General features: G+C 69.2%; 25 protein-coding genes. 11 read left to right on the top strand and 14 right to left on the bottom strand.

Annotation, left to right across the window (positions count from 1 at the left end):
• Nucleotides 1-43: 43 nt before the first annotated feature.
• Complete coding sequence (locus tag BLR51_RS12080) at nt 44-1018, top strand: ABC transporter substrate-binding protein (protein ID WP_089847252.1); 975 nt, start codon at nt 44-46, stop codon at nt 1016-1018.
• Between the two features lies 1 nt (nt 1019).
• On the top strand, nt 1020-1661 hold the full coding sequence (locus BLR51_RS12085; RefSeq protein WP_089847254.1) for an ABC transporter ATP-binding protein: 642 nt from the start codon (nt 1020-1022) through the stop codon (nt 1659-1661).
• Nucleotides 1662-1664: 3 nt separating this feature from the next.
• Here the strand turns inward: BLR51_RS12085 and pedC are convergent, their stop codons facing one another.
• Both pedC and pedB read right to left on the bottom strand, forming a co-directional pair.
• On the bottom strand, nt 1665-2462 hold the full coding sequence (pedC, locus tag BLR51_RS12090; RefSeq protein ID WP_165616812.1) for a lanthanide ABC transporter permease protein PedC: 798 nt from the start codon (nt 2460-2462) through the stop codon (nt 1665-1667).
• Nucleotides 2459-3175 carry a lanthanide ABC transporter ATP-binding protein PedB/LutE gene (gene pedB, locus BLR51_RS12095; RefSeq protein ID WP_089847256.1) on the bottom strand — a complete coding sequence of 239 codons (717 nt, stop codon included), beginning with the start codon at nt 3173-3175 and terminating at the stop codon, nt 2459-2461. Before pedB ends, pedC begins: the two co-directional genes overlap by 4 nt.
• A gap of 284 nt (nt 3176-3459) precedes the next feature.
• Here pedB and BLR51_RS12100 point away from each other — a divergent pair, with 284 nt between their 5' ends.
• The 4 genes from BLR51_RS12100 to BLR51_RS12115 all read left to right on the top strand — a co-directional run bounded on the left by BLR51_RS12100 (nt 3460) and on the right by BLR51_RS12115 (nt 7970).
• On the top strand, nt 3460-3990 hold the full coding sequence (locus BLR51_RS12100) for an SRPBCC family protein (protein ID WP_089847258.1): 531 nt from the start codon (nt 3460-3462) through the stop codon (nt 3988-3990).
• A 56-nt stretch (nt 3991-4046) separates the two neighbouring features.
• Nucleotides 4047-4532, top strand: coding sequence for a (2Fe-2S)-binding protein (locus tag BLR51_RS12105; protein ID WP_089847260.1), 486 nt, complete (start codon nt 4047-4049; stop codon nt 4530-4532).
• 178 nt (nt 4533-4710) lie between these two features.
• Nucleotides 4711-7074, top strand: a complete 2364-nt coding sequence (locus BLR51_RS12110) for a xanthine dehydrogenase family protein molybdopterin-binding subunit (protein ID WP_089847262.1) — start codon at nt 4711-4713, stop codon at nt 7072-7074.
• Nucleotides 7075-7181: 107 nt separating this feature from the next.
• Nucleotides 7182-7970, top strand: coding sequence for an FAD binding domain-containing protein (locus BLR51_RS12115; protein ID WP_089847265.1), 789 nt, complete (start codon nt 7182-7184; stop codon nt 7968-7970).
• Between the two features lie 33 nt (nt 7971-8003).
• Here BLR51_RS12115 and cobS read toward each other — a convergent pair whose 3' ends face one another.
• From cobS to cobU, 3 genes are read right to left on the bottom strand one after another with little or no spacing between them, the layout of a single operon-like run.
• Complete coding sequence (gene cobS / locus BLR51_RS12120) at nt 8004-8744, bottom strand: adenosylcobinamide-GDP ribazoletransferase (RefSeq protein WP_089847267.1); 741 nt, start codon at nt 8742-8744, stop codon at nt 8004-8006.
• Nucleotides 8741-9763, bottom strand: a complete 1023-nt coding sequence (cobT, locus tag BLR51_RS12125) for a nicotinate-nucleotide--dimethylbenzimidazole phosphoribosyltransferase (RefSeq protein ID WP_089847269.1) — start codon at nt 9761-9763, stop codon at nt 8741-8743. Before cobT ends, cobS begins: the two co-directional genes overlap by 4 nt.
• Nucleotides 9756-10271, bottom strand: coding sequence for a bifunctional adenosylcobinamide kinase/adenosylcobinamide-phosphate guanylyltransferase (gene cobU, locus BLR51_RS12130; RefSeq protein ID WP_089847271.1), 516 nt, complete (start codon nt 10269-10271; stop codon nt 9756-9758). The genes cobT and cobU overlap by 8 nt, the downstream gene beginning before the upstream one ends.
• 46 nt (nt 10272-10317) lie before the next feature.
• On the opposite strand from cobU, the gene BLR51_RS12135 reads away from it, so the two are divergent.
• From BLR51_RS12135 to cobD, 4 genes are read left to right on the top strand one after another with little or no spacing between them, the layout of a single operon-like run.
• The gene (locus BLR51_RS12135) at nt 10318-10890 is read left to right on the top strand and encodes a histidine phosphatase family protein (RefSeq protein ID WP_242656717.1); all 573 of its coding nucleotides are present in this window, start codon (nt 10318-10320) and stop codon (nt 10888-10890) included.
• Nucleotides 10881-11678: a propanediol utilization protein gene (locus tag BLR51_RS12140; protein WP_165616813.1), complete on the top strand. Its 798-nt coding sequence runs from the start codon at nt 10881-10883 to the stop codon at nt 11676-11678. Before BLR51_RS12135 ends, BLR51_RS12140 begins: the two co-directional genes overlap by 10 nt.
• Complete coding sequence (cbiB, locus tag BLR51_RS12145; RefSeq protein WP_089847273.1) at nt 11675-12616, top strand: adenosylcobinamide-phosphate synthase CbiB; 942 nt, start codon at nt 11675-11677, stop codon at nt 12614-12616. Before BLR51_RS12140 ends, cbiB begins: the two co-directional genes overlap by 4 nt.
• 11 nt (nt 12617-12627) lie before the next feature.
• Nucleotides 12628-13590, top strand: coding sequence for a threonine-phosphate decarboxylase CobD (gene cobD, locus BLR51_RS12150; protein WP_089847275.1), 963 nt, complete (start codon nt 12628-12630; stop codon nt 13588-13590).
• Here cobD and BLR51_RS12155 read toward each other — a convergent pair.
• The 9 genes from BLR51_RS12155 to BLR51_RS12195 form a co-directional block, all read right to left on the bottom strand.
• Nucleotides 13587-15032, bottom strand: a complete 1446-nt coding sequence (locus tag BLR51_RS12155) for a cobyric acid synthase (RefSeq protein ID WP_089847276.1) — start codon at nt 15030-15032, stop codon at nt 13587-13589. The genes cobD and BLR51_RS12155 overlap by 4 nt on opposite strands.
• A 56-nt stretch (nt 15033-15088) precedes the next feature.
• Nucleotides 15089-15706: a YitT family protein gene (locus BLR51_RS12160; RefSeq protein ID WP_089847278.1), complete on the bottom strand. Its 618-nt coding sequence runs from the start codon at nt 15704-15706 to the stop codon at nt 15089-15091.
• A gap of 102 nt (nt 15707-15808) precedes the next feature.
• On the bottom strand, nt 15809-17023 hold the full coding sequence (locus tag BLR51_RS12165; protein WP_089847280.1) for an NADP-dependent isocitrate dehydrogenase: 1215 nt from the start codon (nt 17021-17023) through the stop codon (nt 15809-15811).
• Between the two features lie 164 nt (nt 17024-17187).
• Nucleotides 17188-18447, bottom strand: coding sequence for a multidrug effflux MFS transporter (locus BLR51_RS12170; RefSeq protein ID WP_089847282.1), 1260 nt, complete (start codon nt 18445-18447; stop codon nt 17188-17190).
• A gap of 151 nt (nt 18448-18598) precedes the next feature.
• Entirely contained in the window at nt 18599-19231 is a 633-nt protein-coding gene (locus BLR51_RS12175; RefSeq protein WP_089847284.1) for a DsbA family oxidoreductase, read from the bottom strand.
• A gap of 167 nt (nt 19232-19398) precedes the next feature.
• Nucleotides 19399-20271, bottom strand: a complete 873-nt coding sequence (mmsB, locus tag BLR51_RS12180) for a 3-hydroxyisobutyrate dehydrogenase (RefSeq protein WP_089847286.1) — start codon at nt 20269-20271, stop codon at nt 19399-19401.
• Nucleotides 20268-21326 carry an enoyl-CoA hydratase/isomerase family protein gene (locus tag BLR51_RS12185; RefSeq protein WP_089847287.1) on the bottom strand — a complete coding sequence of 353 codons (1059 nt, stop codon included), beginning with the start codon at nt 21324-21326 and terminating at the stop codon, nt 20268-20270. Before BLR51_RS12185 ends, mmsB begins: the two co-directional genes overlap by 4 nt.
• Nucleotides 21323-22465 (bottom strand): acyl-CoA dehydrogenase family protein, encoded by a 1143-nt coding sequence (locus BLR51_RS12190; protein WP_089847288.1) that lies wholly within the window; start codon nt 22463-22465, stop codon nt 21323-21325. The genes BLR51_RS12185 and BLR51_RS12190 overlap by 4 nt, the downstream gene beginning before the upstream one ends.
• 208 nt (nt 22466-22673) lie before the next feature.
• Entirely contained in the window at nt 22674-23813 is a 1140-nt protein-coding gene (locus BLR51_RS12195; protein WP_089847290.1) for a glycosyltransferase, read from the bottom strand.
• 451 nt (nt 23814-24264) lie between these two features.
• Between BLR51_RS12195 and BLR51_RS12200 the strand changes: the two genes are divergently transcribed.
• A complete protein-coding gene (locus tag BLR51_RS12200; protein WP_089847434.1) occupies nt 24265-25911 on the top strand; it encodes a BCCT family transporter in 1647 nt (548 codons plus the stop codon).
• Nucleotides 25912-25934: the final 23 nt, after the last annotated feature.

A 25934-nucleotide genomic window follows, 5' to 3' on the forward strand; every position in this document is an offset into this window, starting at 1 on the left:
GGGGCGGCGCTACGCTCGTCGCAGACCACATGGGGAGGAGACCATGGCGTTCATGCGACGGATCGGCGGGGCCGGGGCCATGGTGCTGCTCTGGTCCGGCATGGCACTGGCGGATCTGCCGGTGCTGCGGGCGGCGGTGCTGGAACAGGGCACCGTCAGCTGGGAACTGGATGTCATCAAGACCAACGGATTTGACACGCAGGCCGGGTTCGACCTGCAGGTGATGGGGGTTGCGGGCAATTCCGCCGCCCAGATCGCCTTTCAGGGCGGCGAGGCCGACGTGATCGTGTCGGACTGGCTCTGGGTCGCGCGGCAGCGCGCCTCGGGGCGGGATTACGTCTTTGTGCCCTATTCCCGCGCGGTGGGATCGGTGATGGTGCCCGGCGACAGCCCGGCGCAGACCATTGCCGACCTGAAAGGCGGCAAGATCGGCATCGCGGGCGGACCGCTCGACAAATCATGGCTGATCCTGCGCGCCTATGCGGCGCAGGTGGCCGACATGGATCTGGTCACGGAGACCGAACAGGTCTTTGGCGCGCCGCCGCTGATCTATCAGACCGCGCTGCAGGGCGAGCTGGATGGCGCCATCAACTTCTGGCATTTTCTCGCGAAGATGGAGGCCGGCGGCATGCGACCGCTGGTCACCGTGTCGGAGGCGGCAGAGGCGCTGGGGCTCGATCCCGACACGCCGCTTCTGGGCTATGTGCTGAAGGGCGAGATGCTGCGCGCCCATCCCGAACTGGCGGAAGGGGTGGCGCAGGCCTCGCAGGCGGCCAAGGCGCTGCTGGCCACAGATGCGGCGGAATGGGACCGCATCCGCCCGATGATGAACGCCGGAAATGACGCGGAATTTGCGGCGCTCAAGGCCGGGTTTCTGGAAGGCACGCCCGGCACCGGTCCGGTGGATGAGGCGGCGGCGGGCCGGATGCTGGCGCTGATGGCGGATCTGGGCGGCGAAGAGCTGGTGGGACCGCTGACCGGCCTGCCCGAGGGCGTCTTCGTCCAGCCCGGCTCGTGACATGGCGCAGCTGCGGCTGGTGAGCGGGGCGCGCGACAGCGGGCCGCCGCTGGTGGCGCGGCTGCGGCTCGACGGGCTGTCTTTTGGCGGACGCGCGGTGCTGGGGCCGGTCACGCTGGATCTGCGGCAGGGCGAGACGGTGGCGCTGACCGGGCCCTCGGGGGCGGGCAAGACCACGCTGCTGCGCAGTCTGGCCGGGCTTGAACCGCGGTTCAGGGGCGAGCGTGTCGTGCCCGACCGGCTGGCGATGGTGTTTCAGGAACCGACCCTGCTGCCATGGCGCAGTCTGCGCGACAATCTGATGATTCCGCTGCGAATCTCCCGCGACAGTGCCGAGGCGGCGCTGGCCGAGGTGGGGCTGGGCGGGCGCGGCGACACATGGCCCCGGCAGCTGTCGCTGGGCCAGCAGCGCCGCCTGTCGCTGGCGCGCGGCTTTGCGGCGGAGCCGGAGCTGCTGCTGATGGACGAACCCTTCGTGTCGCTGGACCCGGCCTTGGCCGACGAGATGATGACCCTGTTCGAGACCCTGCGCGCCCGCCGCCGCGTCACCACGCTGATCGTCACCCATGTGCAGGCCGAGGCGCGGCGCCTTGCCACCCGCATCCTGCGGCTGGAGGGCAGCCCGGCGCGGCTGGTGGGCTAGGGCTCAGCCCTTGCGCCGCACCAGACCGCGTGCCGGATCATAGCCCCAGAGCGCCAGCGCCATGAACACCAGTGCCGTCAGCAGCACCCAGCCAAGCGCTGCGAGGTTCAGCTGCAGATACAGCGCGAAGCGGATCAGTTCGACCACATGGGTAAACGGGTTTACCGCGCAGATGTCGCGCAGCAGCGGCGAGGATTCCGCCATCTTCCACAGCGGGTAAAGCGCCGAGCTGAGGAAGAACATCGGGAAGATCACGAAATTCATGACACCCGCAAAATTCTCCAGCTGCTTGATGAAGGAGGACAGCGCCAGCCCCAGCGCGCCCAGCATCAGCCCGCCGATCAGCAGCGCGGGCAGCACCGCCACATAGCCCCAGAGCGGCAGCACGATGCCAAAGGCGGCGGCTACGGCCAGAAAGGCCAGCACCTGCAGGATGGAGATGAAGGAGGCCCCGCACAGCTTTGAAAACAGCAGGAACCAGCGCGGCAACGGCGCGGTGAGCAGAAGCCGCATTGACCCCATCTCGCGGTCATAGACAAGGCTCAGCGAGCTTTGCATGCCGTTGAACAGCAGGATCATGCCGCAGAGACCGGGGATGATGTAGGTCTCGTAGGTGATGTAGGTCTGGTAGGGCGGGATGATCGACAGGCCAAGCGCGGCGCGGAACCCCGCCGCAAAGACCAGCAGCCAGACCAGCGGGCGCACCAGCGCGGCCAGAAAGCGTTCGCGCTGGTGGACAAAACGCAGCGCCTCGCGGGCGGTGATGGCGCGAAAGGCGATGAGCCACGGACGCAGGCTCATGCGGGCACCGCCGTGCGCGATAGGAACCAGTCGCGAAGCGGGGTGGTGCCGTGCAGCGCGCTCGCCGTGCCGCTGGCCAGCACCCGGCCCTGATGCAGCAGCACCAGATGGTCGCCGGGCAGCACCTCGTCGGTCAGATGCGTGGCCCAGAGCACGGTCAGCCCGGTGTCCCGCGCCAGCGCATGCACATGGTCGGTGATGGCAGAGCGCGCGGCGGCATCCAGCCCCACGGTGGGCTCGTCCAGCAGCAGCACGCGCGGATCATGCAGCAGGGCGCGGGCGATCTCGGTGCGGCGGCGGTGCCCGCCGTTCAGGTCGCGGGCCTTTTCGCCCGCGCGGGCGCGCATGGCGAGCCGGTCCAGCGCCGCGTCGATGCGGCGGTCGCGGTCGCGGCCCGAAAGCCCGTGCAGCGCCGCGAAATAGCGCAGGTTCTGCCGCACGCTCAGATCCAGATCCAGCGTCGGCTGCTGGAACACCACCCCCATCACCGCCAGCGCCGCACGGGGATTGCGGGCCAGATCGTGCCCGGCCACGCGGATCTGCCCCGAAGGCGCGCTGAAAAGCCCGGTCAGCAGCCCGTAAAGCGTGGATTTCCCGGCGCCATTCGGCCCCAGCAGCGCCGCGAACCGCCCCTCCGGCACGGCAAAGCTGACCTGCGACAGCGCCGTCTTGGCGCCATAGCTGTAGCTGAGGTCGGTGACCGTCAGGCTCATGCGTCTCTCCTCGTCCTGACGCCAGCCTAGCCGCATCGCGGCGCGCAGGGCCAGTGCTCCGAAAGGTGCAGGCCCGGTTTCTGTGCGGCGGGCCCGTGGCGGCGCGGGCTTTGGGGCGGCGATGCGGGGTTGCGGAACGGGCGGATCGCGGCGATCTTCGGCCCAAGGACTGGCGCGGGCCGCCGTGGCGCCGCGCGCTGCCCCCGTGGCTTAGTCCATTGGTCTAATAGGCGTCCGGCCCGCGATGGCTAGGCTGGGCAACATGAGAGAGAGGATGCGACCCCATGCAGATGAGCGATTCCCGTGTGATCAAGGCGCCCCCCGCGGTGGTCTGGGCGGCGCTGCTGGATCCGGAGGTGCTGAAGCAATGCGTGCCCGGCTGCACCGAGATGAGCGGCTCGCCCGAGGAGGGCTTCGCCGCCACGGTGGTGCAGAAGGTCGGGCCGGTGAAGGCGACCTTTGCCGGACAGGTGACGATTTCCAACCGTGACGAGCCCAACAGCCTGACGCTTTCGGGTGAAGGCAAGGGCGGGGCCGCAGGCTTTGCCAAGGGCGGCGCCGATGTGCGGCTGGTGGAAGTGCCTGAGGGCACCGAGCTGCAGTATGATGTGGAGGCCAAGGTGGGCGGCAAGCTGGCACAGCTGGGCAGCCGCATCATCGACGGCTTCGCCAAGAAGATGGCCGACCAGTTCTTCACCAATTTTCAGGACGCGGTGGAAGGCCCCGCCGATCCCGATGCCGCCCCCGAAGCCGAGGGTGCCGCAGGGGAAGAAGGAAAAAAGAAAGGCTGGTTCAAACGGATGGTCTCCAGCTGACCGGCATGGCAATGTGACCCCATCCAATCAAGACACGTCAACCCAGGGAGGGTTTCATGACCAAGGTGACAATGACGGTGAACGGCAAGACCGTCGCCAAGGAAGTGCGTGGCAACACGCTGATGACCGAGTTCCTGCGCGACGAACTGCGGCTGACCGGCACCCATGTCGGCTGTGACACCTCGCAATGCGGCGCCTGCACCATCCATGTGAACGGCCTGAACGTGAAGGCCTGCACCATCTTCGCCGCCGAATGTGACGGCGCAGAGGTGGGCACGATCGAAGGGCAGGCCAATGCGGACGGCTCGCTCAACGTGATCCAGCAGGCGTTTCAGGACCATCACGGCCTGCAATGCGGCTTCTGCACGCCGGGCATGGTGATGGCGGCGGCCTCGCTGCTGAAGGACAACCCCAAGCCCAGCGAAGCCGAGATCCGGCATTATCTGGAAGGCAATATCTGCCGCTGCACCGGCTACCACAACATCGTCAAGGCGATCATGGCGGCCAGCGGTCAGGATGTAAGCGTCATCGCGGCGGAGTGATCCGCCCCCGCCGGGAGGAGCGCGGCGCGCCAGCGTGCCGTGAAAGAGGCGGGAGCGATGCGACGGGCGGGGGCTGCCCCCGCCCCCCGACAGGCGGGGTCCGGGGCTGCGCGCCCGGGGCCCGGAACGGATGTTTCGGCGGGGTGCTGCCCCGTCACCCACAGGGAGGGATTTCGACATGCCGAAAGATCATGGTATTGGCGCAAGCCAGAAGCGGCGCGAGGACGTGCGCTTTCTGACCGGCACCGGGCAATATACCGACGACATCAATGTCTACGGCCAGACCTACTGCCATTTCCTGCGCTCTGACGTGGCGCATGGCCGGATCACCAGCATCGACACTGCCGCCGCCGAGGCGATGCCGGGCGTGGTGCGGATCTTTACCGGCAAGGATTTTGAAGGGGTGGGCGGGTTGCCCTGCGGCTGGCTCATCACCGACCGCTTCGGCGAGCCGATGAAAGAGCCGGGCCACCCGGTTCTCGCGCAGGGCAAGGTCCGCCATGTGGGCGATCCGATCTGCGCCGTGGTGGCCGACAGCCTTGAAGAGGCGCGCAACGCCGCCGAGGCCATCGTGGTCGAGATCGAGGAACTGCCCGCCGTGGTCGACATGAAGGCGGCGCTCGCCGAGGGCGCGCCGCTGGTGCATGACGATATGGGCACCAACCTGTGCTACGACTGGGGCTTTGTCGAAGACAACCGCGCCGCCGTGGACGAGGCGATCCGCAATGCGCATCACGTCACCACGCTGGAACTGGTCAACAACCGTCTGGTCGCCAACCCGATGGAGCCGCGCGTGGCGGTGGCCGAATACAACCGCGCCAATGACGAAAGCACGCTTTATACCACCAGCCAGAACCCGCATGTGATCCGCCTGCTGATGGGCGCCTTCGTGCTGGGCATCCCCGAACACAAGCTGCGCGTCGTGGCCCCGGATGTGGGCGGCGGTTTCGGCACCAAGATCTTCCACTATGCCGAAGAGGCGTTTGTCACCTTCGCCGCGCGCAAGATCAACCGCCCCGTGAAATGGACCTCCACCCGGTCCGAGGCGTTCATGTCGGACGCGCATGGCCGTGACCATGTGACCAAGATCGAACTGGCGCTGGACAAGGACAACAACTTCGTCGCCGTGCGCACCGACACGCTGGCCAATATGGGCGCCTATCTGTCGACCTTCAGCAGCTCCATCCCGACTTGGCTGCATGGCACGCTGATGGCGGGCAATTACCGCACGCCGCATATCTATGTGAACGTGCGCGCGGTCTTCACCAACACCGTGCCGGTCGACGCCTATCGCGGCGCGGGCCGCCCCGAGGCGACCTTCCAGCTGGAGCGGGTGATCGACAAGGCGGCGCGGGAACTGGGCGTGGATCCCATCGCGCTGCGGCGGCAGAATTTCATCACCGAATTCCCCTATGCCACGCCGGTGGCGGTGGAATATGACACCGGCGACTATGTCGCCACCATGGACAAGCTTGAAGAGATGATCGACCGCGCGGGCTTTGCCGCCCGCCGCAAGGAGAGCGAGGCCAAGGGCAAGCTGCGCGGGCTTGGCATCAACTGCTATATCGAGGCCTGCGGCATCGCGCCGTCGAACCTTGTGGGCCAGCTTGGCGCGCGGGCGGGGCTTTACGATGCGGCCACGGTGCGGGTGAACGCCACGGGCTCGATTTCGGTCATGGTCGGCGCGCATAGCCACGGGCAGGGGCATGAAACCTCCTTCCCGCAGGTGGTGGCCGAAATGCTGGGCATCGACGAGTCGATGATCGACATCGTGCATGGCGATTCCAGCAAGATCCCCTTCGGCATGGGCACTTACGGCTCGCGCAGCCTTGCGGTCTGCGGCTCGGCCATGGTGCGCGCCACCGAAAAGATCATCAACAAGGCGAAAAAGATCGCAGGCCATCTGCTGGAGGCCGCCGATACGGATATCGAACTGAAGGACGGGCGGTTCACCGTGGCAGGCACCGATAAGTCGGTGGCATGGGGCGACGTGACGCTTGCCGCCTATGTGCCCCACAACTACCCGCTGGAAGAGATCGAGCCGGGGCTGGAAGAGACCGCCTTCTACGATCCGTCGAACTTCACCTATCCTTCGGGCGCCTATGCCTGCGAGGTGGAGCTTGATCCCGAAACCGGGCGGGTCACGGTGGAACGCTTCGCCGCCGCCGATGATTTCGGCAATGTGGTCAATCCGATGATCGTCGAAGGTCAGGTGCATGGCGGCATCGCGCAGGGGATCGGGCAGGCGCTGCTCGAATCCTGTGTCTATGACAGCGACGGGCAGCTTCTGTCCGCCTCCTACATGGATTACGCCATGCCGCGCGCCACGGATGTGCCGTTCTATGCCGTGGACCATTCCTGCGCCACGCCCTGCACCCATAACCCGCTGGGGGTGAAGGGCTGCGGCGAGGCCGGGGCCATCGGCTCGCCGCCTGCCGTGGTCAATGCGGTGATCGACGCGCTGGCCTCGGGCGGGCACAAGGTGGATCACATCGACATGCCGGTCAGCCCGCACCGGGTCTGGTCCGCGATGCAGGGCTGAACGCCTGCCCGGCAGCCGCGATAAGCGGTTGTCGGGCGCCGCTTTTTGGGAAAAGATGACGGGGAGACAGGGTGCCGCGCGCACCCGCCCCTGCAGGGAGAAACAGGATGTACAGCTTCGAAATCGTAAGACCCACCAGTCTGGCCGATGCCGTGGCAGCGCTGGGTCAGGACGAGGCGCAGGCGCTGGCAGGCGGCCAGACGCTGATCCCGTCGCTGAAGCAGCGGCTGGCGCAGCCCTCGGTTCTGGTCAGCCTGACCGCCATCGCCGAAATGCAGGGCGTGTCCGCCGAAGGCGGCGTGCTGACGCTGGGCGGCGGCACCACCCATGGCACCGTCGCCCGCGAGGCGGCCGCGCATTATCCGGCGCTGGCCGCGCTGGCCTCCAATATCGGCGATCCGGCGGTGCGCAACCGGGGCACCGTGGGCGGCAGCCTTGCCAATAACGACCCCGCCGCCTGCTATCCGGCGGCAGCGCTGGCCTCTGGCGCGACCATCGTCACCAACAGCCGCGAAATCGCCATGGAAGACTATTTCCAGGGCATGTTCACCACCGCGCTGGAAGAGGGCGAGATCATCACCGCCGTCCGCTTTCCGATCCCGGAAAAGGCCGCCTATATCAAGTTCGAACAGCCCGCCTCGCGCTTTGCGCTGGTCGGCGTGTTCGTGGCGAAATTTGCCGACGGGGTGCGGGTTGCCGTCACCGGCGCTTCGGAAGAGGGCGTGTTCCGCTGGACCGAAGCCGAAGAGGCGCTGTCGGGCAATTTCTCTGCCACCGCACTGGACGGGCTGACGGTAAGCGCCGATGGCCTGATGTCCGACATTCACGGATCCTCCGCCTATCGCGCGCATCTGATCGGCGTGCTGACCAAGCGCGCGGTCGCCGCTGCCGCCTGAGCTTTCGCGCCCTCCGGTCAGGCCGGGGGGCGCCTATCCGACAAGTGCCAGCAGGGCCAGCAGCCCGGCCAGATCGGCCACCTGCTGCTGCGCGCCCAGCACGTCGCCGGTCTGACCGCCGATCTGACGCAGCGCCAGCCCAGCAAACGCGGCACTGGCCGCCAGCATCGCGGCCCCGGTGACAAGGGCCGCCACTGGCCCCAGCAGCAGCAGCGCCGCCAGTCCCAGCAGCCCCGCCACCAGCACGCCGCCGCGCGTGGGCCCCATCGCGGCGCGGCCCAGCCCATCGGCGCGCGCGGGCGGCAGCAGCCGCAGCCACAGCGGCAGCAGCGCCCGGCTTGCAGCCCCCATCGCGACAAGCGCCGTCATCGCCTGTGCGGGCGGCAGATGCGCCAGCGCCGTGGCGCGCAGCGCCAGCACCAGCCCCAGAGCCAGCACGCCATAGCTGCCGATGCGGCTGTCGCGCAGGATTTCCAGCTTGCGGGCGCGGGTGGTGCCGCCGCCAAAGCCATCGGCACAGTCGGCAAGCCCGTCCTCGTGCAGCCCGCCGGTCGCCAGCACCGCCGCCGCCATGGCGAGCAGCGCGCAGGCCACGGGCGGCAGCCCCAGCGACGCCGCGCCATAGACCAGCGCCGCGATCCCGCCCACCAGCGCCCCCACCAGCGGCCATGCCCAGACCGAGCGGGCCATGGGCGGGGCTGTCTCCAGCCGTCCGGCGGGCAGGCGGGTCAGCAGCATCAGCGCCAGCTGCGCCTGCGCCAAGACCTGCCTCATCCGCCGGTCACACCCGCTTCGGCAAAGGTGGCCATGCCGTTGTGACAGGCAAGGGCCGCGCGCAGCAGACCCAGCGCCAGCGCCGCCCCGGTGCCCTCGCCAAGCCGCAGGTCCAGCGCCAGCACCGGATCCTTGGCCATGGCGTCCAGCAGCCGCCCATGGCCCGGCTCCGCGCCGCGATGCGAGGCGATGCAATGGTCCAGCAGCGCGGGGTCGATCACATGCAGCGGCGCGGCGGCGGCGGTGCAGATGAAGCCGTCCAGCAGCACCGGGATGCGGTAGGCGCGCGCGGCAAGGATCGCGCCGCAGATCGCCGCCTGTTCGCGCCCGCCCAGCGTGGTCAGGATCGCGGCGCCATCGCCAGACACGCCCGCGTGCCGCTCCAGCCCGCGGGCGATGACCTGCGCCTTGTGCGCGACGCCTGCCGCGTCTGACCCGGTGCCCGGCCCGGTCCAGTCTGCGGGGGCGCCGCCGAAACAGGCCGCCGCCAGCGCTGCGGCCACGGTGGAATTGCCGATGCCCATTTCCCCCAGCAGCAGCACATCCGCCGCCCCGTCCACTGCCGCTGCGCCACGGTTCAGCGCGTCCAGACAGTCGGCCTCGGTCATCGCGGGGCTTTGGGTGAAATCCTGCGTCGCGTGGTCCAGATCCAGCGCGATCACGGTCAGATCGGCGCCGGTGACCGCGCAGATCTGGTTGATGGCGGCGCCGCCCGCGTGGAAATTGGCGACCATCTGCGCCGTCACCTCCTGCGGGAACGGGTTGACGCCCTGCGCGCAGATGCCGTGATTTCCGGCAAAGACCAGCGCCTGCGCCTTGCGGATCTGCGGGCGCGAGGTGCCGCGCCAGCCCGCCATGTCGATGGCCAGTGTCTCCAGCCGTCCCAGCGATCCGGGCGGTTTGGTCAGGCTTGCCTGCCGGTCGCGGGCGGCACGCGCGGCCTCCTCGTCATAGCGGGGCAGGCGGGCGGGCAGGGCGGCCAGATCAGCCAGCGCCGCAAGGGGAAAATGCTCAGTCATGGGGTTTCACCTTCAGGGGCAGGCCGCAGACCGCCATGTGAACCTCGTCCACCACGGCGGCGACCCGCTGGTTGAGCCGCCCCGCCTCGTCGCGAAAGGCGCGGGCCAGCGCGTTTTCGGGCACGATGCCCGCGCCCACCTCGTTGGTGACGATGACCACGGGATCGCGCTGGCGGGCAAGTTCGGCCAGAAAGGCCTGCGTGGCGGCGGGGATGTCGTGATCGCCCAGCATCAGGTTGCTGAGCCACAGGGTCAGGCAGTCCACCAGCCGGGGGCCGCTGCCGTCCGTGTCGCGCAGCGCGCGGGCAAGGTCGGTCTGTTCCTCGACCAGTGCCCAGTCGGGGCCGCGCCCGTCCTGATGCTGGCGGATACGGTCGGCCATTTCGGCGTCAAAGATACCGGCGGTGGCGATATAGGTGGCGGGACGGCCAAACGCCAGCGTCTGCGCCTCGGCCAGACGGCTCTTGCCGGACCGGGCGCCGCCGGTGATGAGGATGGTCTTGCCCATGGGCTCAGGACAAAGCAGAACCGGCAGGTGATTGCAAAGGGGAGTGATGCCGCACATGCCTCAGGGGCTGAACCTGACCCTGATCCGCCACGCGCCGGTGCAGGGGGATAGCCGAATCTATGGCCGCCGCGATCTGGCGGCGGATCTGGCCGGATCGGCGCAGGCGTTGGCGCGGCTGCGCGACCGTCTGCCCGATCCGGGGCGGCTGCTGACCAGCCCGGCGCGGCGCTGCCGCGAGACCGCCGTGGCGCTGTGGCCGGATCTGCAGGCCGACCCGCTGGCCGAGGCGGTGGAGCAGGATTTTGGCACGTGGGAGGGGCTGGCCTATGCCGACATGCCCGATCTTGGCGTGCTGGACCGCGCCCAGCTTGCCGCGCATCAGCCGCCCGAGGGCGAAAGCTTTGCCATGCTCTGCGCCCGGGTGGCGGCGGGGCTGGCGCCGCTGACCGGGCCGGTGACGCTGGTGGCCCATGCGGGCACGGTGCGCGCCGCACTGGCGCTGGCCTTGGGGTCGGTGCCTGCGGGGCTGGCGTTCGAGGTGGTGCCGCTGTCGGTGACGCGGATCAGCTTTCTGGCGGGGGGCGAGGGCGTGGTGCAGGAGGTCAACACATGCGCCTGAGCCGGACCCGCGTGGCGGGGCATTTTGGCGAATGGCTGCAGGGGCTTGCTGCCCCCGGTGGCCCCGTGGCGCTGGTGACGCTGCCCTGTCCCGCGCTGTGCCTGACCGCCACGGCCCGGCCTGCGCGCGGGCTCTTGCTGCATGATCCCGCCCGCATCCTGCCGCCGGGGCGGGCGCGGGCCTTTCTGCGCGCGCTGGGGCTGAGGGCGCAGGCGCGGATCCGGCTGCGGCCGCAGATGCCGCCCGGCGGCGGGGCTGGGGCCTCCACCGCCGCCCTTGTGGCTTTGGCGCGGCTCTGCGCGCCCGATGCGGGGCCGGATCAGGTGGCCCGCGCCTGTCTGGCGGTGGAGGGCGCGTCGGATCCGCTGATGTTCCGCGATCCTGCGCGGCTGATCTGGGCCTCGCGCCGGGGCGAGGTGCTGGGCCATCTGCCAGAGCCGCCCCGGGCCGAGATCCTTGGCGGCTTTTACGGCCGGCCCACGCGCACCGATCCGGCGGACCGGCGGTTTCCGGTCATCGGCGATCTGCTGCAGGACTGGACGCGCGGCGGGGATCTGGCGCATCACGCGGCGCTTGCCGCCGAGTCGGCGCGGCGCACGCTGGCGCTGCGCGGCCCGGCGGGGGACCCGACCGAGGCGCTGGCCCGCGCGCTTGGCGCGCTTGGCCATGTCATCGCCCATACCGGGGCGGCGCGCGGGCTGGTCTTTGCCCCCGGCACCGTCCCGCCCGAGGCGGCGGCGCATCTGCGCGCGGCGGGCTTCACCGGCCTGCACAGGTTCCTGACATGAGCGGCGCGCTGGTGATGCTGGTGGCGCTGGCGGCGGATGCCCTGCTGGGCTGGCCGGACCCGGTGTTTCGCCGCATCGGCCATCCGGTCACATGGCTCGGGCGGCTGATCACGGCGCTGGAGGGGTCGCTCAACGATCCCGGGCGCAGCCGCAGCGCGCGGCTGCTGCTGGGGGGCGTGACCACGGCGCTGGTGGTGGGCGCGGCGCTGGCCGCAGCCCTGATGCTGCGCGCGCTGCTGCCCGGCGGCTGGCCCGGGCTGCTGCTGGAAGGGCTGCTGTGCTGGCCGCTGCTGGCGGCGCGGTCGATGTATGCGCATGTGGCGGCGGTGGCGCGGCCACTGGCTGCGGGCGATCTGCGCGGTGCGCGGGCGGCGGTGGCGATGATCGTGGGGCGCGATCCGCTGCGGCTCGACCGGGCGGGGGTGGCGCGGGCGGCGCTGGAAAGCCTTGCCGAAAACAGCTCTGACGGGATCGTGGCGCCGGTGGTCTGGGGCGCGCTTTTTGGCCTGCCCGGCATCGCCGCCTATAAGGCGATCAACACGCTGGACAGCATGATCGGCCACCGCAACGACCGGTTCGAGGCGTTCGGCAAGGTCGCGGCGCGGCTGGATGACGTCGCCAACCTGATCCCGGCGCGGCTGACCGGGCTTCTGCTGGCGCTGGCCTCGACCCGTCCGCGCGCGGCGCTGGCCTGCATGCGGCGCGAGGCGCGGGCGCATCGCTCGCCCAATGCCGGCTGGCCGGAGGCGGCGCTGGCGGCGGGGCTGGGGGTGCGGCTGTCGGGGCCGCGGCTTTACGGCACGGTGATCGCGGACGAGCCGTGGCTGAACGGCACCGCCCCCGATCCTTCGCCGCAGGACATGACCCGCGCGCTGCGGCTCTATCTGCGGGCGATGGGGCTGATGGCTCTGGCGCTGCTGGCGCTGGCTCTGGTCTGAGGGAGGGCGCGATGCGCGATCATGGCGGCAATCTGGATCAGGCGCGCGCCCGGTTCGGTGGGGCAGCGGCAGAGTGGATCGATCTTTCCACCGGCATCAACCGCGTCTGCTGGCCCGTGCCCGCGCTGCCGCCCGACTGCTGGACGGCGCTGCCGCAGGCGGGGCGGCAGGCCGATCTGATCGAGGCCGCCCGCGCCGCCTATGGCACGCAGGCCCCGGTGCTGCCGGTGGCGGGCGCGCAGGCGGCGATCCAGATGCTGCCGCAGATCCTGCCGCGCGGATCGGCCCGGGTTCTGGCCCCCACCTATAACGAACACGCCGCCTGCCTGCGCGCGGCGGGCTGGCAGGTGACCGAGGTGGCCACGCCGGAGGCGCTGGCGGGCGCCGATCTGGCGGTGGTGGTCAATCCCAACAATCCCGACGGGCGCTGCCATGCGCCGGGCGCGCTGCGGGCGCTGGCGGGGCAGGTGGGGCGGCTGGTGGTGGATGAAAGCTTCTGCGACGCGCGGCCCGATCTGTCGGTCGCGGCATGGGCCGGAGAGGCGGGGCTGGTGGTGCTGCGGTCTTTCGGCAAGTTCTACGGGCTGGCCGGGCTGCGGCTGGGGTTCGTGCTGGCAGACGCGGGGCTGCTGGCCGACATGGCTGCGCGGCTGGGGCCTTGGGCCGTGTCGGGGCCCGCGCAGGTGATCGGCGCGCAGGCGCTGCGCGATCGCGACTGGCAGGCGGAGACCGTGGCGCGGCTGCGGCAGGAGACCCTGCAGCTTGATGCGCTGGCCGCGCGTCGCGGCTGGACACTGGCGGGCGGCTGCGAGCTGTTCCGGCTTTATCACACCCCCGATGCCGCAGCGGCGCAGGACCATCTGGCCCGCGCCCGGATCTGGAGCCGGATTTTCCCATGGTCGCCCGACCTGATCCGGCTGGGCTTGCCCGGCGGAGGGGCGGAATGGGCGCGGCTTGCGGCGGAGCTGGCCTAGCGCGCCAGCGCCAGTATTCCCGCCACATCCAGATGCGCCTCCAGATGGGCGGCAAGATCGTCCAGCACCCGTTCGACCCCGGCGCCATAGCTCTGCCCCGAGGCGGTGGCGCCAAGCCCGCGCAGATAGGCGGCGCGGAAGGCGTCATCGGCAAAAAGCCCGTGCAGATAGCTGCCGGTGATGCGTCCGCAGGCCGAAATGGCGCCCTCGGGCGTGCCCGCCACATGGGCAAAGGGGCGCGCGCAGTCGGGGCCGGTGCTGCGGCCCAGATGGATCTCGTATCCCGACAGCGGCAGACCGGTGGCGGCGTGCAGGGCGTTCACCCGCGCCAGCCGCTTGTCGGGCCGCATCACCGTCTCCACCTGCAGCAGCCCCAGCCCCGCCACGCTGCCCGGCGGGCCTTCCAGCCCCTCGGGGTCGTGGATCTGCTGGCCCAGCATCTGGAAGCCGCCGCAGAGCCCCAGCACATGGCCGCCCCGCCGCACATGCGCGGCAAGGTCGATGTCCCAGCCCTGCGCGCGCAGAAAGTCGAGATCGCCGCGCGTGGATTTGCTGCCGGGCAGGATCACCAGATCGGCATCGCCGGGCAGGGCGCTGCCCGGCGCCAGCATCTGCAGCGCCACGCCCGGCTCCTGCGCCAGCGGATCAAGATCGTCGAAATTGGCGATGCGCGACAGGGCAAGGCAGACCACCTTCAGCCCCGAGCCGGCGCTGCGGGCAGGCAGATCCAGCGCATCCTCGGCAGGCAGGCGGTATGCCTCGGCAAACCATGGCAGCACGCCGTAGCCGGGCCAGCCGGTGCTGTGCGCGATCAGGTCATAGCCGTCGTCAAACAGCCGAGGATCGCCCCGGAACTTGTTGATGACAAAGCCCCTGATCTGCGCGGCATCGCCCGGATCCAGCACCGCCCGCGTGCCCACCATCTGCGCGATGACCCCGCCCCGGTCGATGTCCCCGGCAAGGATCACCGGCACCTCCGCCGCCCGGGCAAAGCCCATATTGGCGATGTCATGCGCGCGCAGGTTGACCTCGGCGGGGCTGCCCGCGCCTTCGACGATGACCAGATCATGGGCGGCGCTGAGGCTGCGGAAGCTCTCCAGCACCGCGCCCAGCAGGCGCGGCTTCAGCGCGGCATAATCACCGGCCCGCGTGGTGGTCAGGCGGCGGCCCTGCACGATGACCTGCGCGCCCTGATCGCTTTCGGGTTTCAGCAGCACGGGGTTCATGTGGCAGGTGGGGTCCAGCCCGCAGGCCAGCGCCTGCAGCGCCTGCGCGCGGCCGATCTCGCCGCCCTCCAAGGTCACGGCGGCGTTGTTGGACATGTTCTGCGGCTTGAACGGCGCCACGCGCAGACCGCGCCTGCGCGCGGCGCGGCACAGCCCCGCCACCAGCAGCGACTTGCCCACGTTGGACCCCGCTCCCTGGATCATCACGGCGGTCATGACACGGCTCCTTCTGTCGTGCAGGCGTTCTGGCACGCGGCGGCGCCCGGCGCCAGTCAGGAGCGGGCGATGTAACGGTCGCGGCGGTGGTTGATCAGGATCACCGCGTTCAGGATCACCGATCCCAGCAGCGACCAGCCGACCTGCGCGGGCGCGAACAGGAACAGCGCCCCGGCAAAGACGCAAAGGTCAAAGCCCAGCTGGACATGCCCCGCCTTGATGCCGCGCGTGTCCTGCAGCCAGAGCCCGACAATGCCCACCCCGCCCAGCGTCGCGCCATGGCGGAACAGCGACAGCAGGCCAAGCCCCGCGAGCACCCCGAAAAGCGGCGCGGCCAGCCATGGCGGCAGCGTCACGGTCATCACCAGCGGCATGAGGTCGGTCATGGCCGACATCAGCAGCACGGCGGCAAAGCTTTTCAGCGTGAAGCGCCAGCCCAGCTGCCGCACCGCCAGCAGGTAGAAGGGCAGGTTCAGCAGGAAAAAGATCGCGCCAAAGGGCCAGCCGGTGGGATAGGACAGCACCAGCGCCAGCCCGGCGATCTGTCCGGTGAACAGATCCGTGGCGCGCAGGAACTGGATCGACAGCGCCACCAGCGTGGTGCCGATCAGGATGCCATGCACGTCTTCCCAAAGCGTGTGGCGGTCGGGTGGGGCGGTGTCCAGAAGCTGCATGGGGCAGGGATGCTGACCTTTCTGGCGAAGGTCAAGCCCCGACGCGGCGCCGCTGCCGCGCGCAGGTCAGGGCTGCCCGGATTCCGGGCAGCCGCGTAGGTCTCAGGCGCCAAGCGCCTTCTGCAGATTGGCATCGACCTTGTCGAGAAAGCCGGTGGTGGTCAGCCATTTCTGGTCCGGCCCCACCAGCAGCGCCAGATCCTTGGTCATGAAGCCCGATTCCACCGTGTCGACCACGGTCTTCTCCAGCGTTTCGGCAAAGCGCAGCAGGGCGGCATTGTCATCAAGCTTGGCGCGGTGCTTCAGCCCGCCGGTCCACGCAAAGATCGAGGCCACGGAATTGGTCGAGGTCTGCTGCCCGGCCTGATGCTGGCGGTAATGGCGGGTGACGGTGCCATGGGCGGCCTCGGCCTCGACGATGCGGCCATCGGGGGTCATCAGCTGCGAGGTCATCAGCCCCAGCGAGCCGAAGCCCTGCGCCACCGTGTCGGACTGCACGTCGCCATCGTAATTCTTGGTGGCCCAGACAAAGCCGCCATTCCATTTCATCGCGCAGGCCACCATGTCGTCGATCAGCCGGTGTTCGTACCAGATGCGCTTTTTCTTGAACTCCGCCTCGAACTCTTCCTCATAGACCTTCTGGAAGATGTCCTTGAACCGCCCGTCATAGGCCTTGAGGATGGTGTTCTTGGTGGACAGATAGACCGGCCAGCCGATGGTCAGCCCGTAATTCAGCGAGGCGCGGGCAAAATCGGTGATCGAGGCATCAAGGTTGTACATGCCCATATAGACGCCCGCAGAGGGCGCGTCATAGACCTCGCGCTCGATGACGGTGCCATCCTCGCCCACGAATTTCATGCTGAGCTTGCCCGCGCCGGGAAAGGTGAAATCGGTGGCGCGATACTGGTCGCCAAAGGCATGGCGCCCGATCACGATGGGCCGGGTCCAGCCCGGCACCAGACGCGGCACGTTGCGGCAGATGATCGGCTGGCGGAAAACCACGCCGCCAAGGATGTTGCGGATGGTGCCGTTGGGCGATTTCCACATCTTCTTGAGGCCGAACTCCTCCACCCGCGCCTCGTCGGGGGTGATGGTGGCACATTTCACCGCCACGCCGACCTCTTTGGTCTTTTCGGCGGCGTCGATGGTGACCTGGTCCTCGGTCCGGTCGCGTTCCTCGATCGACAGATCGTAATACAGCAGATCCACGTCCAGATAGGGCAGGATCAGCTTCGTCTTGATGAAATCCCAGATGATCCGGGTCATTTCGTCCCCGTCCATCTCGACAATGGGGGCATCGACCTTGATCTTCGACATGCGTGTCCCTTTCGCTGGGTGAATCGCGTGTCTCTGGTTTAAACGATTTCTGCGGATGCGAAAAGATCTGCATACAATCGTATGCAGAAAGCGCGCGGGGAGTCGCCAGACCCCCGGCCGGACCCCCGGGACGGGTCACGCCCGCCCCGGAAAGGCCCCACCGATCAGGCGGGCTGCACCGCCTCGCGCCGGGCAAGGCGCAGCATCAGCAGCAGCGACAGCGCGGTTTCCAGAAAGATGCCGATGGCCAGCGGCAGCGGCGTGCCGTCGAACATCAGCCCCACCGGCACCGCCATCAGCACCGCCAGCACCGTGGCCACCGCGCCGATCACCGACGAGGCGAGCCCCGCGATATGGCCCACCGGCTCCATGGCGATGGCGTTCACGTTGCCCATGGTCAGGCCCATCTGGAAAAACACCGACACCTGCCAGATCAGGAACACCGCAAACCCCGCCGTGCCGCCGAGCCCGGTGGCAAAGATCGCGATGGCCCCGGCAGAGACACCCACCTGCACCATCAGCACCGTGGTCACGATGCGGCGCATGCCCAGCCGTCCCACCAGCCGCGCGTTCACGAAGCTGGCGGAGGAGGCAAGCACCGCCGCCACACCGAACCAGACCGGAAACCATTCGCCCTGACCGAAGGTCACGTCATAGATCTGCTGCACCGAGGAGAGCATGGAAAACATCGTGGCCGAACACAGCGCCTGCACCCCGATGGAAATGCGCACCACCGGATGGGACAGCAGTTCCCGCACCGCCGCCCAAAGCGTGCGGGCCCGGAACGGACGGCGGCTCTCGCGCGGCAGCGTCTCGGGCAGGCGCAGCCCCAGCCACAGCGCGGCGATGCCCGCAAACAGCACGAAGGCCCAGAACACGCCGCGCCAGCCGGTGCCCGCGATGATCACCGCCCCCAGCGAAGGCGCCAGCGCCGGAAACAGCGTGAAGACCATCATCACAAAGGACATGATCCGCGCCATGTTGCGCCCGGAATAAAGGTCGCGCACGATGGCCAGCACCACGACCCGCGGCCCCGCAGCGCCCAGACCCTGCACCAGCCGCGCCCCCAGCAGCCCCTCCAGCGTCTCGGCCTGTGCGGCGACCAGCGCGGAGACGACATAAAGCGCCAGCCCGCCAAGGATCACCGGCTTGCGCCCGAACGTGTCCGACAGCGGCCCGGTGAACAGCGTGCCGATGCCCATGCCCAGCACGAAGCTGGTCAGCACCAGCTGCGCGCGGTTGAGATCCCCCGGCGTCAGCGCCGCGCCGATCTCGGGCAGGGCGGGCAGCATGGCGTCGATGGAAAAGGCGATGGAGGCGAACAGCATCGCCAGCAGCGCGATGAACTCCACCCGGCCCGGCCCCTTGCGGGGCGCGTCAGGCGGGGTGTCGGCCGCACGGGGCGGCTGTGGCGAGACGGTCATGGGGATCCTCAGGAAACAGGGCGGCGCGGCGCGCGGCAACGGGCAATGATGCCCCCGGGCTATCCAATTTCCGCGCCGCTGGGAACCGAAAAAGCATGCTTCCGACATGCAATTCCGGGTTGCGCCCCACGCATGCCGTCCGTTCCGCGTTTCAGCCCGCCGCGCGCAGCTCGGCGATCACCCGCAGCCACAGCTCGGTCGGCTGCGCGCCCGGCACCGCATGCTGGCCCGCCACCACGAAGGTGGGCACCGCCGTCACCCCCATGCCGCGCGCCGCCGCATCCATCTCCACGATCTCGCGGCGGTCGGCGTCAGAGGCCAGCAGCCGCTGCACCAGCGCGGCATCCATGCCGCAGCCATCGGCCACATCGCCCAGAACCTCGCGGTCGCCGATGTCGCGGCCCTCGCGGAAATAGGCGCGGAACAGGCTCGACACCACTGCCGTCTGCACGCCTTCGATATCGGCCCAGTGAATGAGCCGCTGCGCATCCAGCGAGGAGGGCGTGCGGGAAATTGCGGCCAGATCGATCTCCAGCCCCGCCGCCTCGGCCATCTCCAGCACCGGGCGATAGGCCTCGAGCGCGCCCGCGCGCCCGCCGAACTTGCCCTCCAGATAGGCGGTGCGGTCCATGCCCTCGGCGGGCATGGCGGGGTTCAGAAGGAAAGGCCGCCAGCGCAGCGTGAACGGATGGTCCGGCACCTCCAGCAGCGCGCGGTCCAGCAGCGCCTTGCCGATATAGCACCAGGGACAGATGGGGTCGGAGAAGATGTCGAGCGTGGTCATGGAACCTCATGGATTTGGGCCCTCATAACAGGCCCGCACCGCGAAGGCGACAGCCGCTCACACGGCTCTGCGGTTTCCATTGGCTCCAAATATCCCGGGGGACGGCGCGCGGCACGCGCGACGGGGGGCAGAGCCCCCGCCGGGCGTGCCGGCTGCACAGCGCCCACTCAGCTGCGCCCGCGCCGCTCGAACCGGGGCAGCATGGCGGAGAAATCGCGCCCGCGCCCGTCCTCCTCCTCGACAAAGACGCGATAGAGATCCGCCGCCCGCGCGCCCATCGGCGTGTCGGCATCCGCCAGTTCCGCCGCCTGCTGGCTCAGCCGCAGATCCTTCAGCATCAGATCCGCCGAAAACCCGGGGACATAGCCGCGATCCGCCGGCGAGGCGGGGCCGATGCCGGGGGCAGGGCAGTAGACAGTCATCGACCATGACGACCCCGAGGAGGTGGAGACCACGTCATACATCGCCTGCCGGGACAGCCCCAGCTTGTCGGCCAGCGCAAAAGCCTCGCAGGTGGCGATCATCGTGACGCCAAGGATCATGTTGTTGCAGATCTTGGCGGCCTGCCCGTTGCCCGAAGGGCCGCAGAACACCGCCTTCTGGCCCATGACCTCAAAAAGCGGGCGGGCGCGGGCAAAGCCCGCCTCGGATCCGCCCACCATGAAGGTCAGCGTGCCCGCGCTGGCCCCGCCCACGCCGCCCGACACCGGCGCGTCGAGCGCCAGCAGCCCCGCCGCCCCGGCCTCTGTGGCCACGGCGCGGGCGCTGTCCACATCGACGGTGGAACAGTCCAGCAGCACCGCCCCCGGCGTCATGGCGGGGATCACCTCTGCCGCGACGCGGCGCAGGATGGCGCCATCGGGCAGCATGGTCAGCACCACCTCTGCCCCTGTGGCGGCGGCGGCGGCGCTGGTGGCGGGGGACACCCCCGCCAGCGTGACCCCCGCCGCGTCGAAGCCTGTCACCTCATGGCCCGCGCCGACCAGATTGGCGGCCATGGGCGCGCCCATATGGCCCAGTCCGATGACTGCGATCTTCATTCCGTCTCTCCCCCGTCAGGCGCCGGAAGCGCCAGTTCCTCCGCTCCCAGCGGCGCCAGCAGCGCCGCCACTTTATCTTGCGGCACGGCGCCGAACGCATCCGCCCAGCGGGGGCTGCGGTCCTTGTCGATGATCGCGGCGCGCACGCCCTCCAGCATGTCGCCCTGATCCAGAATGCGATGCGCCACGCGGTATTCCTGTCGCAGCGCCGCGCGCAGATCATGGGGGGCTGCCTGCAAGGCGTCGAGCATGGCCAGCGTCACCGCCATCGACAGCGGCGAATTGCGGCGCAGCGCCTTCAGCGCCGCAGGCGCGAGCGGATCCTCCGACCGCTCCAGCGCCGCGGCGATCGCCGCCACATCCGCGCCCGCATAAAGCGCGTCGATCCGGTCCTGCGCCTCGGCCATGGGGCTGGGGGGCGGCGGTTCTGGGGCCTGCGCCACAAGACCCACATCGCCGGTGCGTGCCAGACCGGCCTTCAGCGCCTCCCATCCCGCTTCGGGGACAAAGACATCGGCAAAGCCCGCATGGATCGCATCACCCGGCCCCATGCGCGCGGCGGTCAGCGCCAGATGCCGCCCCAGCCGTCCCGGCGCCCGCGCCAGCAGAAACGACCCGCCCACATCCGGCACAAAGCCGATGCCGCATTCCGGCATGGCGACCTGTGCGGTCTCGCCCACGATACGCGGCGCGCAATGCCCGCCCAAGCCCACGCCGCCGCCCATGACAAAGCCGTGCAGGAAACTGACGAGCGGCTTGGGATATTCCGCCATCTTGGCGTTGAGCCGGTATTCGTCGCGCCAGAAGCCCTGTGCATGCGCCACGTCGCCCGCGCGGGCGCGGTGATAGACCTCGGCGATGTCGCCGCCCGCGCAGAAGGCGCGCGGGCCTTCGCCTTCGATCAGCACCAGCGCCACCTGCGGATCCGTGCGCCAGCGGTCCAGCGCCGCCTCGATCCGCAGGCACATGTCCCAGCTCAGCGCGTTCAGCGCCTGTGGCCGGGTCAGGGTGATGCGCCCGCAGGCGCCGTCCTTGCGAAGGGCAAGATCGGTCATGACTGCGCCACCAGACTGCGCGCCACCAGCACGCGCATGATCTCATTGGTGCCTTCAAGGATGCGGTGCACGCGCAGGTCGCGCACCAGCTTTTCGATGCCGTAATCGGCCAGATAGCCATAGCCGCCATGCAGCTGCAGGCAGTCATCCACCACCCGGCAGCCCGCTTCGGTGACAAAGGCCTTGGCCATGGCGCAGAAGGTGCTGGCATCGGGCGCGCCGGTATCCAGCTTCCACGCCGCCTGCCGCAGGAACACCCGCGCCGCCTGCAGCTGGATCTCGGCCTCGGCCAGCCGGAACTGCAGCGCCTGAAACTGGTCGAGCCGCTGCCCGAAGGCCTGCCTGTCGCGCATATAGGCCAGCGTGGCGTCAAGCGCGGTCTGCGCGCCGCCCAGCGAACAGGCCGCGATGTTGAGCCGCCCGCCATCCAGCCCCGCCATGGCATAGCGGAAGCCATGGCCTTCCTGCCCCAGCAGGTTGGCCCGGGGCACGGCGCAGTCGTCGAACTGCAGCGCGCGGGTCGGCTGCGACCGCCAGCCCATCTTGTCCTCCAGCCCGCCAAAGCCGAGCCCAGGCGTGTCCGCCGCCACCAGCAGGGCCGAGATGCCGCGCGGGCCGTCCTCGCCGGTGCGGGCCATCACCACATAGGCATCCGAATAGCCGCCCCCCGAGATGAAGGCCTTGGCCCCGCTCAGGCTGTAGCCCTCGGGCGTGGGGGTCGCGCGGCTGCGCAGGGCCGCGGCATCCGAGCCCGAGCCCGGTTCGGTCAGGCAGTAGGACAGCAGCGTGGTCATGGCGACGGCCCCGGGCAGCACCCGCGCCCGCATCTCTGTGCTGCCATGGGCGTCGATCATCCGGGCGCACATGTTGTGGATCGACAGAAAGGCGGCCACGGAAGGGCAGGCCATGGACAGCGCCTCGAAGACCAGCGTGCCGTCAAGCCGCGTCAGCCCCGCGCCGCCATGCTCTTCGGCGACATAAAGCCCGCCAAAGCCCAGTTCCGCCAGATCGGGCCAGAGATCGCGGGGAATGCTGCCCTCCGCCTCCCAGTCCCGGGCGAAGGGCGCGATGCGGGTCTGGCCAAAATCCCGCGCCATGTCGAAGATCGCCTGCTGCTCCTCGGTCAGTGCAAACTCCATGGGCCTCCCTTTCCCGCGGAAATGAACAGTTGTTCAGACGGTGCGGGGAATCGGAGCAGGATGCAAGGCCCGGTCGCGTCGCGGGGGCGGCGAGGAGGGAAGATAGGGGGCTCTGCCCCCGTCGCCTCTGGCGACTCCCCCGGAGTTTATCGGGCAAGATGAAGGGGCGGGTGCGGGCTGGCCTGCACGCTGGAGGTATTGTCTGCCGTCAGCGGCGGGCTGTAACCCGCGCGCGGATCTGCGCCTCCACCCGGTCGAGCAGCACGGCATTGTCGAAGCGCGTCTCGGCGGTGGCGCGGGCGGCGCGGGCGAGGGCGCTGCGGTCGGGCATGTCCAGCAGGCGGGCCAGCCGGTCGGCAAAGGCGTCTTCGTCGCGTTCGGCCACCATGAAGCCATTCTCGCCTTCGGTGATCGCCTCGGGGATGCCGGCATGGCGGGTGGAGACCGGGATGCAGCCTGCGGCCATCGCCTCCTGAATGGCGGTGGGCAGGCCTTCGGTATTGCCGTTGCGGTCGGTCACCGAATGCTGGAGGAAAATCTCTGTCGTGGCGAGATGGGCGCGCACCGCGTCATGCGGCAGCGCGCCGGTGAAGGTGACGCGGCCCGCCATGCCCAGTTCGGCGGCAAGCCTGCGGCAGCTGTCCAGCAGCGGGCCGTCGCCCACGAAGGTCAGATGGCCGGGCCGGTCGGCGGCGGCGCGGGCAAAGGCGCGCAGGGTGATCTGCGGCGCCTTTTTCTCGACCATGCGGCCCACGGCGAGGCAGGATCCGGGGATCTTGGCCGCGGGCGCGAAGCGGCGGATGTCGACCCCCGACGGGATGACATGGGCGTTGGGGTGGCTGACGCCGTGGCGGGCGAGATTGTCGAGCAGGAACTGCGAGACGGCGAAGATGCCGTCGAGCCTGGGCATCATCCGGCGATAGGCGCGCACCCGCTGCCGCGATCCCAGCGCGCGGCTGGCATCGGTGCCGCGGAAATAGCTGAAGACCGGCAGGCCAAGCTCGGTCGCGAGCTTCGCCACCACCAGCGCCTGCGTGCCGAATTCGGCAAGGATCACCTCGACCTGCTGGGCACGGAGCCAGTCCACCAGCGCGCGGCGGTTGTCGCCGAAGGGCAGCCGCCCGGTGCCTTCGGTGGCGGCGTTCCAGCCCATGGCGAAGGGCGCGCGCAGCTTGTCTGCCGCCGAAAGCCGGGCGCGGCGTTCAAAGACCGGCTTGTCGAGCGGGTTCTGCCCGTCGAACCTGCCGCAGAGCACGCAGGTCTGCCCGCCGAACAGGTGTTCGATATGGCGGTTGATGAAGGTCTCGCCCGGGACGAAGTAATCCGAGGTGACGATGCAGGTCTTCATGGCCTTCTCCGGCGGTGGCGGCGCCGTCTTCATGCCCGCGCGGCGGGGGCTGTGCAAGCCTGCGGGGGCCGCGAGCCTACCGCACGGGGCCGCGCGGGCGGTGCGGACCCTGCGCCGGGGCGGGTGGAAGGGGCCCCGGCGAAGCTCTGGCCTGCGTCCGGCGGGCGAGGTCTAAAAACGACATTTTGTCGGTATTGAACCTTGAGGCGGCGGCTTTGCGGTTGTGCTGCGGGGCGCAGTCTGACATGAGCCTGCGATGTCATCGGCAAGAGTTTGCCGAAGCGCGGATCCGCCGGCGCGGGTCTGCAGTCGACGCGGGCCGCGCGGCGGTCCCGGGGCATGGTGCAGAAGGTTCCAGAAAATCGGGAACCGATGCCGCACCCGGCGGAGTTTCGCTTATGGCGAGGCACCGCATCGCCCAAGCAACGAGGAACAGATGGAGGTCACGCGCATGAGTGATACCACGGACGATCAGGGCATTCCGGCTCCGGAAGGCGCCTCCCAGATCATCGACACCGATTACGAGATCGGTCAGGACAATTACGAAGGCAAGTTCGGCCCCTTCGGGCTGGACATCCACAACCCGGTGTTTCTGATTTCCGGCATCGCGGTGGTTCTTTTTGTCTTCTACACGCTGGCGCTGCCCGAACAGTCGGGCGCGGCCTTCAACTGGATGTTCGCATTCGCCACGAAGACCTTTGACTGGTTCTTCCTGGCGGCGGCGAACGTGTTCGTCATCTTCTGTCTGGTGCTGATCGTGTCGCCTCTGGGCAAGGTCCGGCTGGGCGGCGCGGAGGCAAGCCCCGATTACAGCTATCTGGGCTGGTTCGCGATGCTGTTCGCCGCAGGCATGGGCATCGGTCTCATGTTCTTCGGCGTGCTGGAGCCGGTCTATCACATGGCGGTGTCGGAGCCGCTTGGCGTGCCGTCACCCTTTGCCGAGGATGGCAGCCTGATCCCGGAAAACGTCGCTGCTGCCAAGACAATGGGGCTCGCCGCGACGATCTTCCACTGGGGCCTGCATCCTTGGGCGATCTATGCCGTGGTGGCGCTGGCGCTGGCGCTGTTTTCCTACAACAAGGGCCTGCCGCTGACCATCCGCTCGGCCTTCTATCCGATCCTTGGCGAACGGGTCTGGGGCTGGTGGGGCCATGTCATCGACGTGCTGGCGGTGTTTGCCACGCTCTTCGGTCTGGCCACCTCGCTGGGTCTGGGCGCGTCGCAGGTCAATGCCGGTCTGAACCACGTCTTCGGCCTGCCCATGGGGCCGCTGCAGCAGGTGGCGATCATTTCCGGCATCACCGCGGTGGCGCTGGTGTCGGTGCTGCGCGGCCTTGATGGCGGCGTGAAGGTGCTGTCGGAGATCAACATGGGGATGGCGACGCTGCTGCTGCTCTTCGTGCTGATCGCGGGGCCGACCCTGCTGATCCTGTCGGATTTCGCTCTGGGTCTGGGCGCCTATCTGAAGGAGATCGTGCCGCTGTCGAACCCGGTGGGCCGCGAGGATGACAGCTTCGTGCAGGGCTGGACCGCCTTCTACTGGGCGTGGTGGATCAGCTGGTCGCCGTTCGTGGGCATGTTCATCGCCCGCGTGTCGCGGGGCCGCACCGTGCGCGAATTCCTGACCTGCGTGCTGATCATCCCGAGCCTTGTCTGCGTGCTGTGGATGGCGGTGTTCGGGGGCGTCGCCATCGATCAGGTGCTGAGCGATCCGGCCACCTCGCAGGTCAAGGCGCAGGTGATCGACAGCTACAACCCGCCGCTGTCGCTGTTCGCGATGCTGGAGGGCCTGCCGCTGTCGCAGATCACCTCGGTGCTGGCGGTGCTGCTGGTGATCCTGTTCTTCGTCACCTCGTCGGATTCCGGCTCGCTGGTGATCGACACCATCACCGCCGGGGGCAAGATCGACGCGCCCCTGCCGCAGCGGGTGTTCTGGTGCGTCTTCGAAGGCGCCGTGGCCATCGTGCTGCTGCTGTCGGCGGGCGGTCTGGGATCGCTGCAGTCCATGGTGATCTCCACCGGGCTGCCGTTCACGCTGGTGCTGCTGGTGATGTGCTTCGCGATCTGGAAGGGTCTGCAGGCGGAACGCCGTATCTGATCCGAAGCCAGGAAAGATCAGGC

It is taken from the genome of Salipiger marinus, from assembly GCF_900100085.1.
Taxonomy (GTDB): domain Bacteria; phylum Pseudomonadota; class Alphaproteobacteria; order Rhodobacterales; family Rhodobacteraceae; genus Salipiger; species Salipiger marinus.

Coding starts and splice junctions, on each gene's coding strand:
- BLR51_RS12080 (WP_089847252.1), top strand. CDS start 44: ATGGCGTTCATGCGACGGATCGGCGGGGCCGGGGCCATGGTGCTGCTC.
- BLR51_RS12085 (WP_089847254.1), top strand. CDS start 1,020: ATGGCGCAGCTGCGGCTGGTGAGCGGGGCGCGCGACAGCGGGCCGCCG.
- pedC (WP_165616812.1), bottom strand. CDS start 2,462: ATGAGCCTGCGTCCGTGGCTCATCGCCTTTCGCGCCATCACCGCCCGC.
- pedB (WP_089847256.1), bottom strand. CDS start 3,175: ATGAGCCTGACGGTCACCGACCTCAGCTACAGCTATGGCGCCAAGACG.
- BLR51_RS12100 (WP_089847258.1), top strand. CDS start 3,460: ATGCAGATGAGCGATTCCCGTGTGATCAAGGCGCCCCCCGCGGTGGTC.
- BLR51_RS12105 (WP_089847260.1), top strand. CDS start 4,047: ATGACCAAGGTGACAATGACGGTGAACGGCAAGACCGTCGCCAAGGAA.
- BLR51_RS12110 (WP_089847262.1), top strand. CDS start 4,711: ATGCCGAAAGATCATGGTATTGGCGCAAGCCAGAAGCGGCGCGAGGAC.
- BLR51_RS12115 (WP_089847265.1), top strand. CDS start 7,182: ATGTACAGCTTCGAAATCGTAAGACCCACCAGTCTGGCCGATGCCGTG.
- cobS (WP_089847267.1), bottom strand. CDS start 8,744: ATGAGGCAGGTCTTGGCGCAGGCGCAGCTGGCGCTGATGCTGCTGACC.
- cobT (WP_089847269.1), bottom strand. CDS start 9,763: ATGACTGAGCATTTTCCCCTTGCGGCGCTGGCTGATCTGGCCGCCCTG.
- cobU (WP_089847271.1), bottom strand. CDS start 10,271: ATGGGCAAGACCATCCTCATCACCGGCGGCGCCCGGTCCGGCAAGAGC.
- BLR51_RS12135 (WP_242656717.1), top strand. CDS start 10,318: ATGCCGCACATGCCTCAGGGGCTGAACCTGACCCTGATCCGCCACGCG.
- BLR51_RS12140 (WP_165616813.1), top strand. CDS start 10,881: ATGCGCCTGAGCCGGACCCGCGTGGCGGGGCATTTTGGCGAATGGCTG.
- cbiB (WP_089847273.1), top strand. CDS start 11,675: ATGAGCGGCGCGCTGGTGATGCTGGTGGCGCTGGCGGCGGATGCCCTG.
- cobD (WP_089847275.1), top strand. CDS start 12,628: ATGCGCGATCATGGCGGCAATCTGGATCAGGCGCGCGCCCGGTTCGGT.
- BLR51_RS12155 (WP_089847276.1), bottom strand. CDS start 15,032: ATGACCGCCGTGATGATCCAGGGAGCGGGGTCCAACGTGGGCAAGTCG.
- BLR51_RS12160 (WP_089847278.1), bottom strand. CDS start 15,706: ATGCAGCTTCTGGACACCGCCCCACCCGACCGCCACACGCTTTGGGAA.
- BLR51_RS12165 (WP_089847280.1), bottom strand. CDS start 17,023: ATGTCGAAGATCAAGGTCGATGCCCCCATTGTCGAGATGGACGGGGAC.
- BLR51_RS12170 (WP_089847282.1), bottom strand. CDS start 18,447: ATGACCGTCTCGCCACAGCCGCCCCGTGCGGCCGACACCCCGCCTGAC.
- BLR51_RS12175 (WP_089847284.1), bottom strand. CDS start 19,231: ATGACCACGCTCGACATCTTCTCCGACCCCATCTGTCCCTGGTGCTAT.
- mmsB (WP_089847286.1), bottom strand. CDS start 20,271: ATGAAGATCGCAGTCATCGGACTGGGCCATATGGGCGCGCCCATGGCC.
- BLR51_RS12185 (WP_089847287.1), bottom strand. CDS start 21,326: ATGACCGATCTTGCCCTTCGCAAGGACGGCGCCTGCGGGCGCATCACC.
- BLR51_RS12190 (WP_089847288.1), bottom strand. CDS start 22,465: ATGGAGTTTGCACTGACCGAGGAGCAGCAGGCGATCTTCGACATGGCG.
- BLR51_RS12195 (WP_089847290.1), bottom strand. CDS start 23,813: ATGAAGACCTGCATCGTCACCTCGGATTACTTCGTCCCGGGCGAGACC.
- BLR51_RS12200 (WP_089847434.1), top strand. CDS start 24,265: ATGAGTGATACCACGGACGATCAGGGCATTCCGGCTCCGGAAGGCGCC.